The 14,550-nt window shown below is 67.0% G+C and carries 11 protein-coding genes; 3 read left to right on the top strand and 8 right to left on the bottom strand.

Annotation, left to right across the window (positions count from 1 at the left end; translation table 11 throughout):
- The 8 genes from WPS_RS09570 to WPS_RS09535 form a co-directional block, all read right to left on the bottom strand.
- A complete protein-coding gene (locus WPS_RS09570; protein WP_317994282.1) occupies positions 1 to 1,686 on the bottom strand; it encodes a thiamine pyrophosphate-binding protein in 1,686 nt (561 codons plus the stop codon).
- Positions 1,687 to 1,699: 13 nt separating this feature from the next.
- Positions 1,700 to 3,004 carry a citrate synthase gene (locus tag WPS_RS09565; RefSeq protein ID WP_317994281.1) on the bottom strand — a complete coding sequence of 435 codons (1,305 nt, stop codon included), beginning with the start codon at positions 3,002 to 3,004 and terminating at the stop codon, positions 1,700 to 1,702.
- A 79-nt stretch (positions 3,005 to 3,083) separates the two neighbouring features.
- A complete protein-coding gene (locus tag WPS_RS09560) occupies positions 3,084 to 3,794 on the bottom strand; it encodes a sigma-70 family RNA polymerase sigma factor (RefSeq protein WP_317994280.1) in 711 nt (236 codons plus the stop codon).
- The gene (locus WPS_RS09555; RefSeq protein WP_317994279.1) at positions 3,791 to 5,017 is read right to left on the bottom strand and encodes a type II secretion system F family protein; all 1,227 of its coding nucleotides are present in this window, start codon (positions 5,015 to 5,017) and stop codon (positions 3,791 to 3,793) included. Before WPS_RS09555 ends, WPS_RS09560 begins: the two co-directional genes overlap by 4 nt.
- Positions 5,014 to 6,093 carry a type IV pilus twitching motility protein PilT gene (locus tag WPS_RS09550; RefSeq protein ID WP_317994278.1) on the bottom strand — a complete coding sequence of 360 codons (1,080 nt, stop codon included), beginning with the start codon at positions 6,091 to 6,093 and terminating at the stop codon, positions 5,014 to 5,016. The genes WPS_RS09555 and WPS_RS09550 overlap by 4 nt, the downstream gene beginning before the upstream one ends.
- Entirely contained in the window at positions 6,090 to 7,556 is a 1,467-nt protein-coding gene (locus WPS_RS09545) for a GspE/PulE family protein (RefSeq protein WP_317994277.1), read from the bottom strand. Before WPS_RS09545 ends, WPS_RS09550 begins: the two co-directional genes overlap by 4 nt.
- A 219-nt stretch (positions 7,557 to 7,775) precedes the next feature.
- Positions 7,776 to 9,002: a hypothetical protein gene (locus WPS_RS09540; protein ID WP_317994276.1), complete on the bottom strand. Its 1,227-nt coding sequence runs from the start codon at positions 9,000 to 9,002 to the stop codon at positions 7,776 to 7,778.
- A gap of 427 nt (positions 9,003 to 9,429) precedes the next feature.
- The gene (locus WPS_RS09535; protein ID WP_317994275.1) at positions 9,430 to 10,656 is read right to left on the bottom strand and encodes a hypothetical protein; all 1,227 of its coding nucleotides are present in this window, start codon (positions 10,654 to 10,656) and stop codon (positions 9,430 to 9,432) included.
- A 382-nt stretch (positions 10,657 to 11,038) separates the two neighbouring features.
- On the opposite strand from WPS_RS09535, the gene WPS_RS09530 reads away from it, so the two are divergent.
- Genes WPS_RS09530 through WPS_RS09520 form a run of 3 tightly spaced genes read left to right on the top strand, consistent with a single transcriptional unit; the run spans position 11,039 to position 14,548 of the window.
- Entirely contained in the window at positions 11,039 to 13,165 is a 2,127-nt protein-coding gene (locus WPS_RS09530) for an HAD family hydrolase (RefSeq protein ID WP_317994274.1), read from the top strand.
- On the top strand, positions 13,158 to 14,126 hold the full coding sequence (locus WPS_RS09525) for a glycosyltransferase family 2 protein (protein WP_317994273.1): 969 nt from the start codon (positions 13,158 to 13,160) through the stop codon (positions 14,124 to 14,126). The genes WPS_RS09530 and WPS_RS09525 overlap by 8 nt, the downstream gene beginning before the upstream one ends.
- On the top strand, positions 14,123 to 14,548 hold the full coding sequence (locus WPS_RS09520) for a secondary thiamine-phosphate synthase enzyme YjbQ (RefSeq protein ID WP_317994272.1): 426 nt from the start codon (positions 14,123 to 14,125) through the stop codon (positions 14,546 to 14,548). The genes WPS_RS09525 and WPS_RS09520 overlap by 4 nt, the downstream gene beginning before the upstream one ends.
- The last annotated feature ends 2 nt before the right edge of the window (positions 14,549 to 14,550 follow it).

The following is a 14,550-nucleotide window of genomic DNA, read 5'->3' as shown; positions in this document are numbered from 1 at the left end:
CTACGCGCGGCTGCCGCCGCGCAAGCCGGATGAGGCAGCGTCGCGGATTTCGGTGAGCGTGGTGCGGGGCGTGATGGATTCCGGGTCGGTGCGCAGTTCGAGCAGCGCCGGGACGCCTGCGGCGAGCGCGGTCTCGAAAGCCGGAGCGAATTCGGCGGTGCGTTCGACGACGGCTCCGTACGCCCCGAACGAGCGCGCGTAGGCGGCGAAGTCCGGGTTGTGCAGGTCGGTCGCGATGACCCGTCCCGGGTACGCGCGTTCCTGATGCATCCGGATCGTGCCGTACATCCCGTTGTTCACCACGATGACGATGATGTTCGCGCCGTACTGCCGCGCAGTCGCGAGTTCGTGCCCGCTCATCAGAAAACAACCGTCGCCCGCGAACGCGACGACGATGCGCTCGGGATGCTGCAGTTTCGCGGCGATCGCCGCAGGAACGCCGTAGCCCATCGCGCCGCTCGTAGGACCGATCTGCGTGCGGAAGTTCCGGTAGCGGTAGAAGCGGTGCAGCCAGGTCGTGTAGTTCCCCGCGCCGTTGCAAAGGATAGCGTCATCCGGGAGGCGTGCGTCGAGGAATCGCACCACGTCCGCCATATCCAGTGCGGCCGTCGACGGACCGGGGATCAGGTTTGCTTCGTATGCGGCGCGCACGGCTCGCGTCTGGTCGCGCCACGCCGCGGCATCGAGCGCGGGGAGGGCGGCGAACGCGCGGACGAATTCCGCCGCTCCCGCATTGATCGCGAGCGCCGGCTGAAGGACGCGCCCGAGTTCGTTTGCATCGGCATGGACGTGGATCAGCTGCTGCTTCGGGCGCGGCGCCTCGATCAGCGTGTAGCCGGAGGTCGGGATCTCGCTGAGCCGCCCCCCGATCGCGAGGATCACGTCGGCGTCGCGCACCCGCGCCGCGAGCGCCGGGTTCGGCCCGAGTCCGAGGTCGCCGGCGTAGTGCGGGTCGCGGTTGTCGAAGAGATGCTGGCGCCGGAACGAACACGCGACCGGCAACGCGTCGCGCCGCGCAATCGCCTGCATCGCCGCGCGCGCGTCGTCGTCCCAACCGGAACCGCCGAGAATGACCAGCGGACGCTGCGCGCGCGAGAGCATGTCGTGCGCTTCGGCGACGTCGGCGGACGCGGCGTGGGCGACGCTGCGCGTCGCTGCGGGGAGGTCCGCGACGTCGACCTCGTCGCGAAGCATGTCTTCGGGAAGCGCGATGACGACCGGGCCTTGGCGTCCGGCTAGGGCGGTCGCAAAGGCGCGCGTCACGAGTTCGGGGATACGCCGCGCGTCGTCGATCTCGGTCGCGCACTTCGCCAGGCCGCCGAAGACCTGCCGGTAGTCGATCTCCTGAAACGCCTCGCGGTCGCGCATCACGCGCCCGACTTGCCCGACGAAGAGCAGCATCGGCGTCGAATCCTGGCGCGCGGTGTGCACGCCGATGCTCGCGTGCGTCGCGCCCGGCGCGCGGGTGACGAAGCAGATCCCGGGCCGCCCCGTGAGTTTGCCGTAGGCCTCCGCCATGTTCGCGGCCGCCGCCTCGTGGCGGCACGCGACGACCTGAATCTGCGGGACATCGTAGAGCGCATCGAGGACGGCGACGTAGCTCTCGCCCGGAACGCAGAAGACGCGCTCGACACCGTTGGCGCGAAGCACGTCGACGAGCACGCGGCCGCCCGAGCGCAGCGCCATCCGCGTCTCGGCGTTACGGGCGCTGGTCGAGCGGGACGTAGTCGCGGCGCAGCGGTCCGGTGTAGAGCTGACGCGGGCGCGAGATGCGCTGCTCGGGATCCTGGATCATCTCCGTCCACTGCGCGAGCCATCCGGCCGTGCGCGCGACGGCGAAGATCGGCGTGAACATGGCGGTCGGGATGTTGAGCGCGCGCATCACGATCCCCGAATAATAGTCGACGTTCGGGTAGAGCTTGCGCTCGGCGAAGTAGTCGTCCGCGAGGACCGATTTCTCGAGATCGCGCGCGAGCGCGAGGAGCGGATCGTCGCCGTCGCCGAGTTCGGAGAGCAGCTCGTCGCAAATCTTCTGCATGACCTTCGCGCGCGGATCGTAGCTGCGGTACACGCGGTGGCCGAAGCCCATCAGACGGAACGGATCGTTGCGGTCTTTCGCCTTTGCGATGAACTCGGGGATGCGTTCGCGCGTCCCGATCTCTTGAAGCATCGTGAGCACCGCTTCGTTGGCGCCGCCGTGCAGCGGACCCCACAGCGACGCGATCCCGGCAGCGATGCAGGCGAACGGGTTGGCGCGGCTCGAGCCGACGGTGCGCACCGTCGAGGTCGACGCGTTCTGCTCGTGGTCGGCCTGAATGATCAGCAGCGCGTTGAGGGCTTTGGCGAAGACCGGGTTCATCTCGTACGGCTCGGCCGGCACCGAGAACATCATGTGCAGGAAGTTCTCGGAATACTCGAGCCGGTTGAGCGGATAGACGAACGGCTGGCCGATCGAGTTCTTGTGCGCCATCGCCGCGATCGTCGGCATCTTGGCCAGCAGCCGGTACACCGAGATCAGGCGCTGGTCTTCATCGAAGACGTCGGTGCTGTCGGGATAGAACGCGGAGAGGGCGCCGACGACGCCGAGCAGGACCGCCATCGGATGCGAGTCCTTCGGAAACGCGCCGTAAAAGCGCGAGATCTGCTCGTGCACCATCGTGTGATACGTGATGTCGTGCACGAACGTCCTGAGCTGTGCCGCGCTGGGGAGTTCGCCGAAGAGGAGCAGGTACGCGACTTCGAGATACGTCGAACGCTCGGCGAGCGCCTCGATCGGATAGCCGCGATAGAGCAGGACGCCCGCGTCGCCGTCGATGTAGGTGATCGACGAGCGGCAGCTTGCCGTCGACCCGAAGCTCGGATCGAACGCCACCAGACCCGTATCCGCCAGGAGATGACGGACGTCGACGGCGTCGCTGCCGATCGTGCCGTGTTCGATCGGCAGATCGACGACGGCTTTGCCGTCGGCGTTGACGAGTTGGTAGCGGTCGGTTTGGGTGAGCAACGAGATCCTCCGGGACGAATGCGCGCGGCGCGGCGACCAGGAGCCGTTCGCCACGCGCCGCGGCCGTCCCGTGGTGCCCTCAGGCGACGCGGCGGCCCAGCTTCCCGAGCGCGCGTGCGAGCAGTTTCGAGACGTGGCTTTGCGAGAGACCCAGGCGTTTCCCGAGTTCGGCCTGGGTGAGCCCGGCGCCGTAGGTGCCCAGGACGATCGTGCGTTCGCGCTCGCCGAGTTCGGCCAGCGCCAAGGTGAGCGCGACGCGGTCTTCGAGCGGGATCGCGCTCGTGTCGGCAAGCAGGTCGACGCGTTCGGGGCCGTCGGTCGACGACGGCTCCGGGAGGCCGACGTGTTCGGTGCGCCGCAGCGCGCGCAGCTCCGTCACCGTTTCGATCGAGACCCCGAGGACCGCGGCGATCTCGGCCGAGGTCGGTTCGCGATGGCGGGCTGCGCACAACGCGTCCCACGCGTCGAGGAACCGCTTCTCGAGCGCCCGCAGGGGGCGGGGGATCCTCACGAGCCGCTCGTGATCGCGGACGTAGTGCATCAGTTCGCCGACGATCATGATCCAGGCGTAGGCATCGAACGGGGTGCGCATCTCGGCGCGATAGTACTCGGCCGCCTTGATGAGTCCGACCGCGGCGACCTGTTCGAGGTCGGCGCGGTCGCTGCCGGCGCGTAGAAATTTCTTCGCGCCGCGCCGGCACAGATAGCGATAGGCGTCGATCACGGCGTTGCGATGGTCGACGCTGCGGTCGGAGCAATAGCGCGTGAGCGCCTCGTGGCGGCAGATCATTTGGAGACGTTTCCGATCAAAGCGTACAGCGGCAAAAACACGGAGAACACGATGAATCCGACGACGACGCCGAGCGCGCAGATGAGCGCCGGTTCCATCACGGCGCCGAGCGTCGCGATCGCCGCCTCGACGTCGGTTTCGAAATACGAAGCGATCTTGAGCAGCATCTCGTCGAGCTGACCGGTCTCTTCGCCGACGCGGATCAGCGCGACGGCGAGCGGATCGAAGAGTCGCGACGCTTCGAGCGGCACCGTCAGCGGGTCGCCTTCGCGCAGCGCGACGTCGACGCGTCGGAGGGCCGCGGCATACGTCGGACTCCCCGCGACGGGAACGACGACCGCGATCGCACCGACGAGCTCGATCCCCGAACGCAGCAGCGTCGCCAACATCCGCGCGATCCGCGCGGTGATCGCTTTGTGCAGCAGCGGACCGGCGACCGGGATGTGCAGACGCACGCGATCGAGCAGGGCTGCCCCGCGTTCGGTGCGCGCGGGGGCCAGCGTTGCGAGGGCGAGTGCGGCGGCGCCGCCGAGCGTTCCGGCCCACGCGGCCGGCTGCTGCAAGAACTCGCCGGCGGCGATCAGCAGGCGAGTCGACGCGGGAAGCTCGACGTGAAACGAATCGAACATCTGCGCGAAGGCGGGGACGATGCGCGCGATCAGAAACAGCACCAGACCTGATGCCGCGAGAAGGACGACGACCGGATACGCGAGCGCCGCGCGGACCTTCTTGCGCAGTTCCGCGTCGCGTTCGAGCAGCGTCGCGAGTCGCTCGAGCACGTCGTCGAGGATGCCGCCCGCTTCGCCCGCGCGGATCATCGCCACGTAGAGCTTCGGAAACGCACGGCTGCGCTTGCCCATTGCGTCGCTCAGCGAGGCGCCGTGCTCGACGTCGGAGAGAACGGACCGCAACGCTTCGCGCAGGGCCGCATCGGACGTCCGCTCGATCGCGACCTTGAGCGCCCCGCGCAGCGGAATTCCGGCGCGGACGAGCGTCGAGAACGAGCGAAAGAACGCTAGTAGCGCGCGCCGGCGCGGGCTTCCGGCCCGCAGCGAACGTCCGACGCCGCGCGCGATCGCGGTCTCGCGGTCGACGGCCGTGACGAACAGCGCGCGCGTGCGCAAGCCCGCAAGGACGGCGTCGACGGACTCCGCCTCGGTCGTACCGCGAACCAGCTCGCCCTCGATGGTGCGCGCGGCGTAACGGAAGACCGGCACGCTCACGATGCGCTCCGCTCGAAAGCGCGCACCTCCGCGGGCCGCGACGACACGGCCTGTGCGTCCGCGAGCGTCACTTCGCCGCGCACGACCAGTTCGCAGAGATGCGTCTCCAGGGTCTGCATCCCGCTCGCGCGCCCGGTCACGATCGTGTTGCGCAGCATGTGCGTCTTGCCCTCACGGATCAGCGCGCGAACGGCATCGGTTCCGATGAGGATCTCGGCGGCGGCGCGCCGGCCCGCTCCGTCGCGCCGCGGCACGAGGCGCAGCGCGACGATCGCGGCCAGCACGGCGGCGAGTTGGCTGCGGACTTGCGCGTGCGCTTCGGGCGGAAAGGCGTCGATGATGCGATCGACGGTCTGCGCGGCATCGTTGGTGTGGAGGGTCGCGAAGACCAGGTGTCCGGTCTCGGCCGCGGTGAGCGCAGCCTCCATCGTCGCGCGATCGCGCATCTCTCCGACGAGGATGACGTCCGGATCGGCGCGCAAGAAGCCGCGCAGCGCCTCGTCGAAATCGGCGACGTCGCGGCCGATCTCGCACTGCGTGATCAGGGAGCGCGCCGGGACGTGGACGTACTCCACCGGATCTTCGATCGTGCAGATCGTGCGTTCGGCGGTGCGGTTGATGCGGTCGATCAGCGCCGCGAGCGCAGTCGTCTTCCCGCTGCCGGTCGGGCCGGTAAAGAGCACGAGCCCCGCGCCGCGCGCGGCGAGCGATGCGACGGCCGCGGGGAGGCCGAGCTGATCGAGGCTCGGGATGCGTTCGGCCAGGAGCCGGACCGCGACGCGCACGCCGCCGGCGTGCCGGTACGCGTGCACTCGATACGGGGATCCCGCGGCACCCGGCGCGGCTCCGCCGTCGGCGGTGCCGCGCGCGTCGAGCCGCGCAAGCTGTTCCGGTACGAGGGTCTCGGTGAGAAAGTCGCGCGCCGCCGCGTCGTCGATCGGCGCTGCGTCGCCGCCGACGAGCCGTCCGTCGACGCGCAGCGCCGGGCGTTCGAGACCGCCGAAGTGGACGTCGCTCGCGCGGCGGGCGCGCGCCGCGCGCAGGAGGTCGTGGACGCGAATCGATCCCAGGCTCATCGCGGCCCGTCCCACCCGACGACCCGCTGCACTTCCTCGAACGTCGTCGTCCCGGCGAAGACCTTGGCGAGCGCGTCCTCAACCATTGCGCGATAGCCGGCAAGCGCGGAACGCTGCGCGACCTGAACGCTCGACGCGCCGGTGGCGATCGCGTCGCGGACGCCGTCGTCGACGTGCATCAGTTCGTACACGCCGATGCGCCCGATGTAGCCGGTTCCGGCACACGTCCGGCAGCCGCCCGCAACGTACCATCTCTCCGGTGCGCCGCCGACCGCGGAGCGCACGGCCGGCGGAATCGGCTCCGGCGCGCGGCACTGCTCGCAGAGCCTGCGCACCAGCCGCTGCGCCGCCACGGCCGTCAGCGCCGCTGCGAGCGAGTGCCGCGAGACGCCGAGCTCGACGAGGCGATCGATCGCGCGCGGCGCGTCGTTGGCGTGCAGGGTGGTGAAGACGATCTGGCCGGCGAGCGATGCTGAGACGGCGACCGCCGCCGTCTCCGCGTCGCGCATCTCGCCGATCATGACCACGTTCGGGTCCTGGCGCATGAACGCGCGCGCAACGATCGGGAACGTCATCCCGGCGCGCACGTTGACCTGCACTTGGGTCACGTCGGGGAGCCGCATCTCGATCGGATCTTCCACCGAACAGATGTTGCGCGACGTCGCGTCGAGCTGCGCGAGCGAGGCGTAGAGCGTCGTCGTCTTCCCGCTGCCGGTCGGCCCGGCGACGACGACGAATCCCCACGGCGCGCGCACCGCGGCGGCGTACCGTTCGAGCAGCGCGCCGCGCATCCCGAGTTCGCGCGGATCCGGGGCCGACGCATAGCGGTCGAGGAGGCGGACCACGATCTTCTCGCCGTCGGCACTCGGCAGCGACGCGACACGCGCGTCGATCTCACGTCCTTCGAACGGGATGCCGCAGCGTCCGTCCTGCGGCTGCCGCCGATCGGCGATGTCCATCCCCGCAAGCAGCTTCAACCGCGACGTGAACGCCGCGAACACGTCGGCGGGCACCGGTTCGATCTCGCGCAGGATCCCGTCGATGCGGAGGCGGACGCGTCCGCCGCCGCCCGCTTGCGGTTCGATGTGCACGTCGCTGGCATGCCCCGCGACGGCGCGCGCGAGAAGGAGATCGACCGCGCGCACCGCGGGCGCGTCGGCGGACCGCGCGCTCTCCGCGCTCGCATCGGGTGCCTCGCCGTACGCGATTCGCAGCTGTTCGCGAATCAGGTCGCGGGCGAGCGGCAAGGGCCGCACCCGCAAACGCGTCGCCGCGCGCAAAGCGTCCAGCACGAGCTCGTCGGCCGGATTGGGGACTGCGACGACGAGGACGCCGTCGACGACGTTGAGGGGAAGGACGTCGTGGCGGAAGGCGATCGTTCGCGATACGCGCGCCACCGCATGCGGCGACGGCGCGAAGGACGGTGCCGGACGCGACGGTCCGGCGGACGTGACGGGAGCCAACTGCTGCGTGGTGACCTCGGAGCGCGATCGGGGCCCGGATCACTTGACGCTCACACCCGTCACGCGCCGGCAAAGTCACACATCGGAAACAAATCGCGAAAGAAGAGGCAACATTCCGCGGCTCAAATTAAAGATTCTTAACCTCGTACGGCCGAGCAGAAAAACTCCCCGCACGCCGAGGCGTACGGGGAGCGTTGCGTTGCGAATTCGTTCGTCGGGTCAGCAGGAGAAGGTTTCGTAGTTCGGGTCGATCACGAAGTGCGGCAGCGGTGCGAAGGTCCCGATCTCGATGATGGTCACGTCTCCGTTGAACGATCCGAACACGAAGTCGTAGGGATTCCCCATGTACTCGGTCGCGACCGGGTTTGCGGCGTTCGAATCGTATGAGAAGATGCGCACGTTGCCGGTCTGGTTCGCCACATGGGTCCGGTCGATCGGCTGATTGCCCCAGATGTCGAAGAGCGATCCGAGCTTGAACGTCTCCGTCGTGCTGTGCGGCTCGAGGTGCCAGACGCCGCCCCAGTCGTGCTCGTGAATCTGGTACGCCTCGTCGTTGGCCGTCACGTACGGATTGTTCATTCCGGGACCTGCAGCGCAAGGGGTAACCGTCGGATTGACAAGGCCGACGCCGACCGGCAGTTGCAGGAGCGTGCCGTCTTTGATGATCGCGACGACGACGTTGCGATGGAATCCGTACGAGATGTTCGGCGCCGGCGTGTAGCCGTCGATGGTGATGCCGTAGCCGTATTGGTCGAGCTGCGGCTTGAAGGTCGGCAGCACATTGGGCGTTCCGGCGTTGGGGTATGCGCGTGAGAGCGTCGTGGTCGTCGCGGCGATCGGGATCGGTGTCGGCGACGGCGTTGGGCTGGGGCTCGGTGAGGACGCCGGCATCGTGATGACCTGGCTGGTGCCGAAGTTGTAGAAGTAGCGCGGGTTGGTCGTGTAGTGGCCGGCGTTGTTCGTGTCGGGATAGTAGTACAGTTCCGCCTTCAGCGTGAAATCGTACACGTACGGCCACTGGTTCGCGCCGGTGTACCAGAAGTGACCGCTTGCGAAGTCGTACAGGTAGACCGCGTTCGGATCGGTGGAGTCGAACACGTACTCGTATCCGGCGTCGAAGTGATAGATGTAATGCGGATCGCTCAGGAACGCGTAGTAGCCGAAGATGTTGCTGTTCGCGAACTGCAGATAGTAGACGCCGTTGCTGAGCGGCTGCTCGCCGTTGAAGAACGGGTTGGTCGACGGCGTGCTTTGCGTCGAACGGGTCGAGCCCGCAGCGTCGCGCGGCGGCGGTGCGGCGGGGACGGCGAAGCTGGGCGCGCGAGGAACGGCGAACGCTTTGCTTTGCGGGATCGGAAACTTCGCCGTGCTCGATACGGTCGATCCGGTCGGGGGAACGGGGGAAGTCTGGTGGCTGACGCCGCTTCCGCCGCAACCGGCGGCCAAGACGGCGATGACAAACGCCGAAGCCGTCAGAGGCAGACGGAACGCGAACAACGAGCGAAGTTTTCGAGTCAAGGCATCTTCCTTTGGCGGCGTTCCTATTGCAGACCGAAGGAAGCCCCATCGCGCGCAGCGTGAGGGGAAGCAGACCCGTGAAAGCGCCTGGTCCTCCGGTTGCCGAGAAGCGTAGCGTCTCGACACCAGGCCAGTCATGAGCGCGCGGACCGGCTCATGCCGCCACTAGTCCTAAGGACGACGGACCCGAGGGACCTTCGGCGGCGTGCGAGCCGCGCGGTCGGCTCGGTGATCGCGCCGTTCTCCGGTGGAGAAGCTCAATGATCGGGTACGGATTTGCGCGTGCGGCCAAACAAACACTCCCTGCACGCCGAGACGTGCGGGGAGCATGGTGTTGCGACGTTCGTTCGTCGGGTCAGCAGGAGAAGGTTTCGTAGTTCGGGTCGATCACGAAGTGCGGCAGCGGTGCGAAGGTCCCGATCTCGATGATGGTCACGTCTCCGTTGAACGATCCGAACACGAAGTCGTAGGGATTCCCCATGTACTCGGTCGCGACCGGGTTTGCGGCGTTCGAATCGTATGAGAAGATGCGCACGTTGCCGGTCTGGTTCGCCACATGGGTCCGGTCGATCGGCTGATTGCCCCAGATGTCGAAGAGCGATCCGAGCTTGAACGTCTCCGTCGTACTGTGCGGCTCAAGCATCCAGATGCCGCTGTAATCGTGCTCGTGGATCTGATAGGCTTCGTCGTCGTTCGTCACGTACGGATTGTTCATTCCAGGACCGGCAGCGCAAGGGGTAACCGTCGGATTGACAAGGCCGACGCCGACCGGATTCTGCAGGAGCGTGCCGTCTTTGATGATCGCGACGACGACGTTGCGATGGAATCCGTACGAGATGTTCGGCGCCGGCGTGTAGCCGTCGATGGTGATGCCGTAGCCGTATTGGTCGAGCTGCGGCTTGAAGGTCGGCAGCACATTGGGCGTTCCGGCGTTGGGGTATGCGCGTGAGAGCGTCGTGGTCGTCGCGGCGATCGGGATCGGTGTCGGCGACGGCGTTGGGCTGGGGCTCGGTGAGGACGCCGGCATCGTGATGACCTGGCTGGTGCCGAAGTTGTAGAAGTAGCGCGGGTTGGTCGTGTAGTGGCCGGCGTTGTTCGTGTCGGGATAGTAGTACAGTTCCGCCTTCAGCGTGAAATCGTACACGTACGGCCACTGGTTCGCGCCGGTGTACCAGAAGTGACCGCTTGCGAAGTCGTACAGGTAGACCGCGTTCGGATCGGTGGAGTCGAACACGTACTCGTATCCGGCGTCGAAGTGATAGATGTAATGCGGATCGCTCAGGAACGCGTAGTAGCCGAAGATGTTGCTGTTCGCGAACTGCAGATAGTAGACGCCGTTGCTGAGCGGCTGCTCGCCGTTGAAGAACGGGTTGGTCGACGGCGTGCTTTGCGTCGAACGGGTCGAGCCCGCAGCGTCGCGCGGCGGCGGTGCGGCGGGGACGGCGAAGCTGGGCGCGCGAGGAACGGCGAACGCTTTGCTTTGCGGGATCGGAAACTTCGCCGTGCTCGATACGGTCGATCCGGTCGGGGGAACGGGGGAAGTCTGGTGGCTGACGCCGCTTCCGCCGCAACCGGCGGCCAAGACGGCGATGACAAACGCCGAAGCCGTCAGAGGCAGACGGAACGCGAACAACGAGCGAAGTTTTCGAGTCAAGGCATCTTCCTTTGGCGGCGTTCCTATTGCAGACCGAAGGAAGCCCCATCGCGCGCAGCGTGAGGGGAAGCAGACCCGTGAAGGCGGCTGGTCCTCCGGTTAACGAGAAGCATACCGTTTGGAAAATGGCCGGTCATGAGCGCGCAGGCCGGCTCGTGCCACCGGTAGTCCTAAGGGCGACGGACTCGAGGGACCTTCGGCGATCTCCCGGCGGTTGGATGGTGTGCGGCTCATCCAAGCACGCCTATGCCGCGGTCGCGTCGCGGTGACGTAGGCGCATGCCGCCCGGGCGCGGAAAACGAACGCTACATTGAGAAATTCCATCGAGACTGTTCGCGAGCACATCGAGAGCCACGATGTCATCTCGTTCGACGTTTTCGATACGCTGATTTTCCGCGCGGTCGCGAAGCCGGCGAGCGTCTTCGCGCTGGTCAAACTCCGACTGCTGACCGGCGACGCGGCGCTCTATCATCCGCACGTCATCGATGCGTTTCCGGAACTGCGCGTCCAGGCCGAAGTTGAAGCGCGGCGCGACAAGCGCGGCGACGACGAGCACGGCGAGGTCACCTTCGACGAGATCTACGACAAGCTCGCGCAGCTCGCGGGGGCCGACGCCGCTCTGGTCCGGCTGCTGAAGCAGACCGAGTTGGAGTTCGAGCACCGTCTCGTCTACCGCAATCCCGAGGCCGGCGCGATGTTCGACTTCGCGCGCGAGTGCGGCAAGCGGATCGTCCTGTGCTCCGACATGTATCTCCCCGCCGACGTCGTGCGCAGCCTCCTGCGACGCTGCGGCTACGACGGCTACGACGCGCTGTACGTCTCGTGCGAGCACGCCCGCAACAAGCATCTCGGAACGATGTTCGCGTACGTCTGCGCGAACAGCAACGTCGCGCCGGAACGCGTCCTGCACATCGGCGACAACGAACACAGCGACTCGGTGATGGCGCGCAGCGCCGGCTGGACGGCGATCCACCTGCCGCACGCGAACGGCGTGCGCAAAGCGCGGACGCCGTGGAGAGGTGAGCGCCCGTTCTACCCCGAGACGGTCGCAGCGATCGTCGACGGTATTCGCCGTAAACGATCGCTGGAGCGGGACACGGCATCAGCGGATCCATGGGAGCAGCTCGGCTTCGACGTTTTCGGGCCGCTCTTCACGGGCTTTCTCTTGTGGCTGCGGGCGGCGATCGAACAGCAGCCGCCGGATCGGGTGCTCCTGTTTGCCCGCGACACGCACGTCGTCGCGACGCACCTGCCGAGTTTCCTGGCGGGACTCGACCGCGCTCCACCGGTGCACTACCTGCACGTCTCGCGTGCCTCGACGCTGCTGCCGAGCTTCACCGACTTTCCGCTGCATCGCCTCGACCATCTCTGTTCCGGGCGCTCGCAGCGGACGGTCGCGCAGCACCTGCGCAAACTGGGACTCGAGCCGAGCGTGCTCGCCGCGGCCGCCGCGTCGGCCGGATTTGCGTCGCTCGACGAGCGAGTCCGCAACGGCGACGACCGCATGCGCGATCTGCTCGGGCGCGTGCAGCACCTCGTCCTGCGCGAAGCGGCGCAGCGCCGGCCGATCGTGCAGGCGTATCTCGAACGGTTCGTCGGTGATGCGCGCGACGTCATGGTAGTCGACGTGGGCTGGGTCGGCAACATGCAGGCGTCGTTTCTGCGTCTGCTGCAGTCGACGCACCCGAACGTGCGCGTGCGAGGCTATTACGCCGGCCTGTTCGCATCGGCGAGCAAGAACGCATGGCCGGGCCATTCGATGCAGGCATGGCTGATGCGTCCGGGCGATCCGCTGCAGATCGAGGAGCAGATGTGGTGGGCCGGCGGCGTCGAGATCCTCGAGTTTGCGATGACCGCGCCGCACGGAACGGCGCTGGGATACGCGCGCAACGCCGCCGGCGCCATCGATCCGATCCTCGAGGAGACGACGGTCGAACGCGAGGTTCACGCGTGCGCGATGCGGCTGCAGGCGGGCGCGGCGGAGTTCGTGCACACGTTCCGTGCGTTGTTCGGCGATCTGCCCGCGCAGGGGCTCACCAGCCGCGCTTGGGCGGCCGAGTTTTACCGTTTGGCGACCGATCCGTCGCCGCAGGAGGCGGAACTGCTCGGCGACATCACCCACAGCGATTCGGTCGGCGAGACGTCGCTGCGCTTGCCGCTCGCACCGAAGGTGGAGAAACTCACCGAAGCGTTCAAAGCGATCCGGACGGCATTCTGGAAGACGGGTTTCGTCGTGCGCAACGGTCTTCAGAACAGCGACGGCTTCGACGAAGACCTCTATTTGGCGCTGTATCCGGATATCCGCCGAGCGTTCGAGGCGGGACAATTGCCTTCGGGGCTTTTCCATTGGACGGTCGCCGGAAAAGACGAGGGACGGATCGGTTCGTGGGCCGACTGGATGCGCCGCAACGGCAGCGTGGTCCCCGCGCATGACTGAGTCGCCCGTGGTCGGGATCGTCACCCGTACGAAAAACCGGCCGGTGCTGCTCAAGCGCGCCGTCGAGAGCGTGCTGTTTCAAACGTACCGGAACTGGGAGATGGTCATCGTCAACGATGGCGGCGACCCGGCTCCCGTTGAGACCCTCGTCGCGCGCTACGCGGACGACGCACGCGGACGGATCCGCATCATCCACAACCCCGCATCGCTTGGGATGGAAGGCGCGAGCAAAGTCGGCCTCGCCGCGCTGGATAGCGAGCTGCTCGTCGTTCACGACGACGACGACAGTTGGGCGCCGGAATTTCTCGTCGTCACGGTCGCGGAGCTCCGCAGGATGCACGCTGTGTATCCGACGGTGCACGGCGTGACGACGTATGCGCATCGCGTGCTGGAACGGATTCAGGGCAACCTCGTCGAGATCGAGTCGATCGCCCCGTTCAACGACTGGGTTCCGCCGGGCTTCCTGAGCCTCGACCGCATGCTCATGGCCAACTTCATCCCGCCGATTTCGTTTCTGTTCACGCGCGCGGCGTACGAAGGCGTCGGCGGCGTGTACGAACCGATCCCGTATCTCGGCGACTGGGATTTTCTGGTGCGCTTTTTGTCGAAGTATGAAATCGTGATGGTCCCGCAGCTGCTGGCGTTTTATCACTGGCGCACCGGAGCCGAAACGGGTGCGATGGGGAACAGCATCATCGGAGAGCTTGACCGGCATCGCTTCTACCGCCAGATGCTCCTCAACGAGTGGCTTCGGCGCGACCTCGCTGCCGGCAGGTTCGGCGTCGGCGCGTACGCGAACTTGCGCTCGCACCTCGGAACGCTGATCGATCAGAGCGAGCATCTCGTGGGCCTCGCGGAAGAGGCACGCGAAGGCGCGGAGCACGACGATGCGGGGCGCAAACCCGTCGACCCCCGAGCGGCTGAACCGAGGACGAACGGAGTCAAACCCGCGGGCCGATGACCGTTGTTGCGCACACCGAGTACCTGACGATCCGAACGCCGTCGCGGTACGAGATCCGCGACATCACACCCGACATCGAACGGGTGCGCGCCGCCGCCGGGCTGTGGGACGGGACGATCCTCGTCAGCACGATGCACATCACCTCGAGCATCTTCGTCAACGATCACGAGCCTGGGCTGTGGCGCGACATCCTGGCCTGGGCGGAAAAGCTCGCGCCGTACGGCGAGGACTACGCGCACCATCAGACCGGCGAAGACAACGGCGACGCGCACCTCAAGCGGATGTTGCTCGGACACCAAGTGATCGTGCCGGTGACGAAGGGCGCGCTCGACCTGGGACCGTGGGAGCGCGTACACTATGGCGAATTCGACGGTATGCGTCCCAAGCGCGTCCTGCTAAAAGCGCTCGGCATCCGGGAATAATC

The sequence above is a fragment of the Vulcanimicrobium alpinum genome, assembly GCF_027923555.1.
In the GTDB taxonomy this organism is placed as follows: Bacteria; Vulcanimicrobiota; Vulcanimicrobiia; order Vulcanimicrobiales; family Vulcanimicrobiaceae; genus Vulcanimicrobium; species Vulcanimicrobium alpinum.
The sequence above is the reverse complement of the archived record's forward strand: the minus strand, read 5'-3'. Positions and strand labels throughout refer to the sequence as shown.

Excerpts from the sequence above, each read along its gene's own strand:
- WPS_RS09570 (WP_317994282.1), bottom strand. The coding sequence starts at position 1,686 with ATGGCGCTGCGCTCGGGCGGCCGCGTGCTCGTCGACGTGCTTCGCGCC.
- WPS_RS09520 (WP_317994272.1), top strand. The coding sequence starts at position 14,123 with ATGACCGTTGTTGCGCACACCGAGTACCTGACGATCCGAACGCCGTCG.
- WPS_RS09550 (WP_317994278.1), bottom strand. The coding sequence starts at position 6,093 with ATGAGCCTGGGATCGATTCGCGTCCACGACCTCCTGCGCGCGGCGCGC.
- WPS_RS09525 (WP_317994273.1), top strand. The coding sequence starts at position 13,158 with ATGACTGAGTCGCCCGTGGTCGGGATCGTCACCCGTACGAAAAACCGG.
- WPS_RS09560 (WP_317994280.1), bottom strand. The coding sequence starts at position 3,794 with ATGATCTGCCGCCACGAGGCGCTCACGCGCTATTGCTCCGACCGCAGC.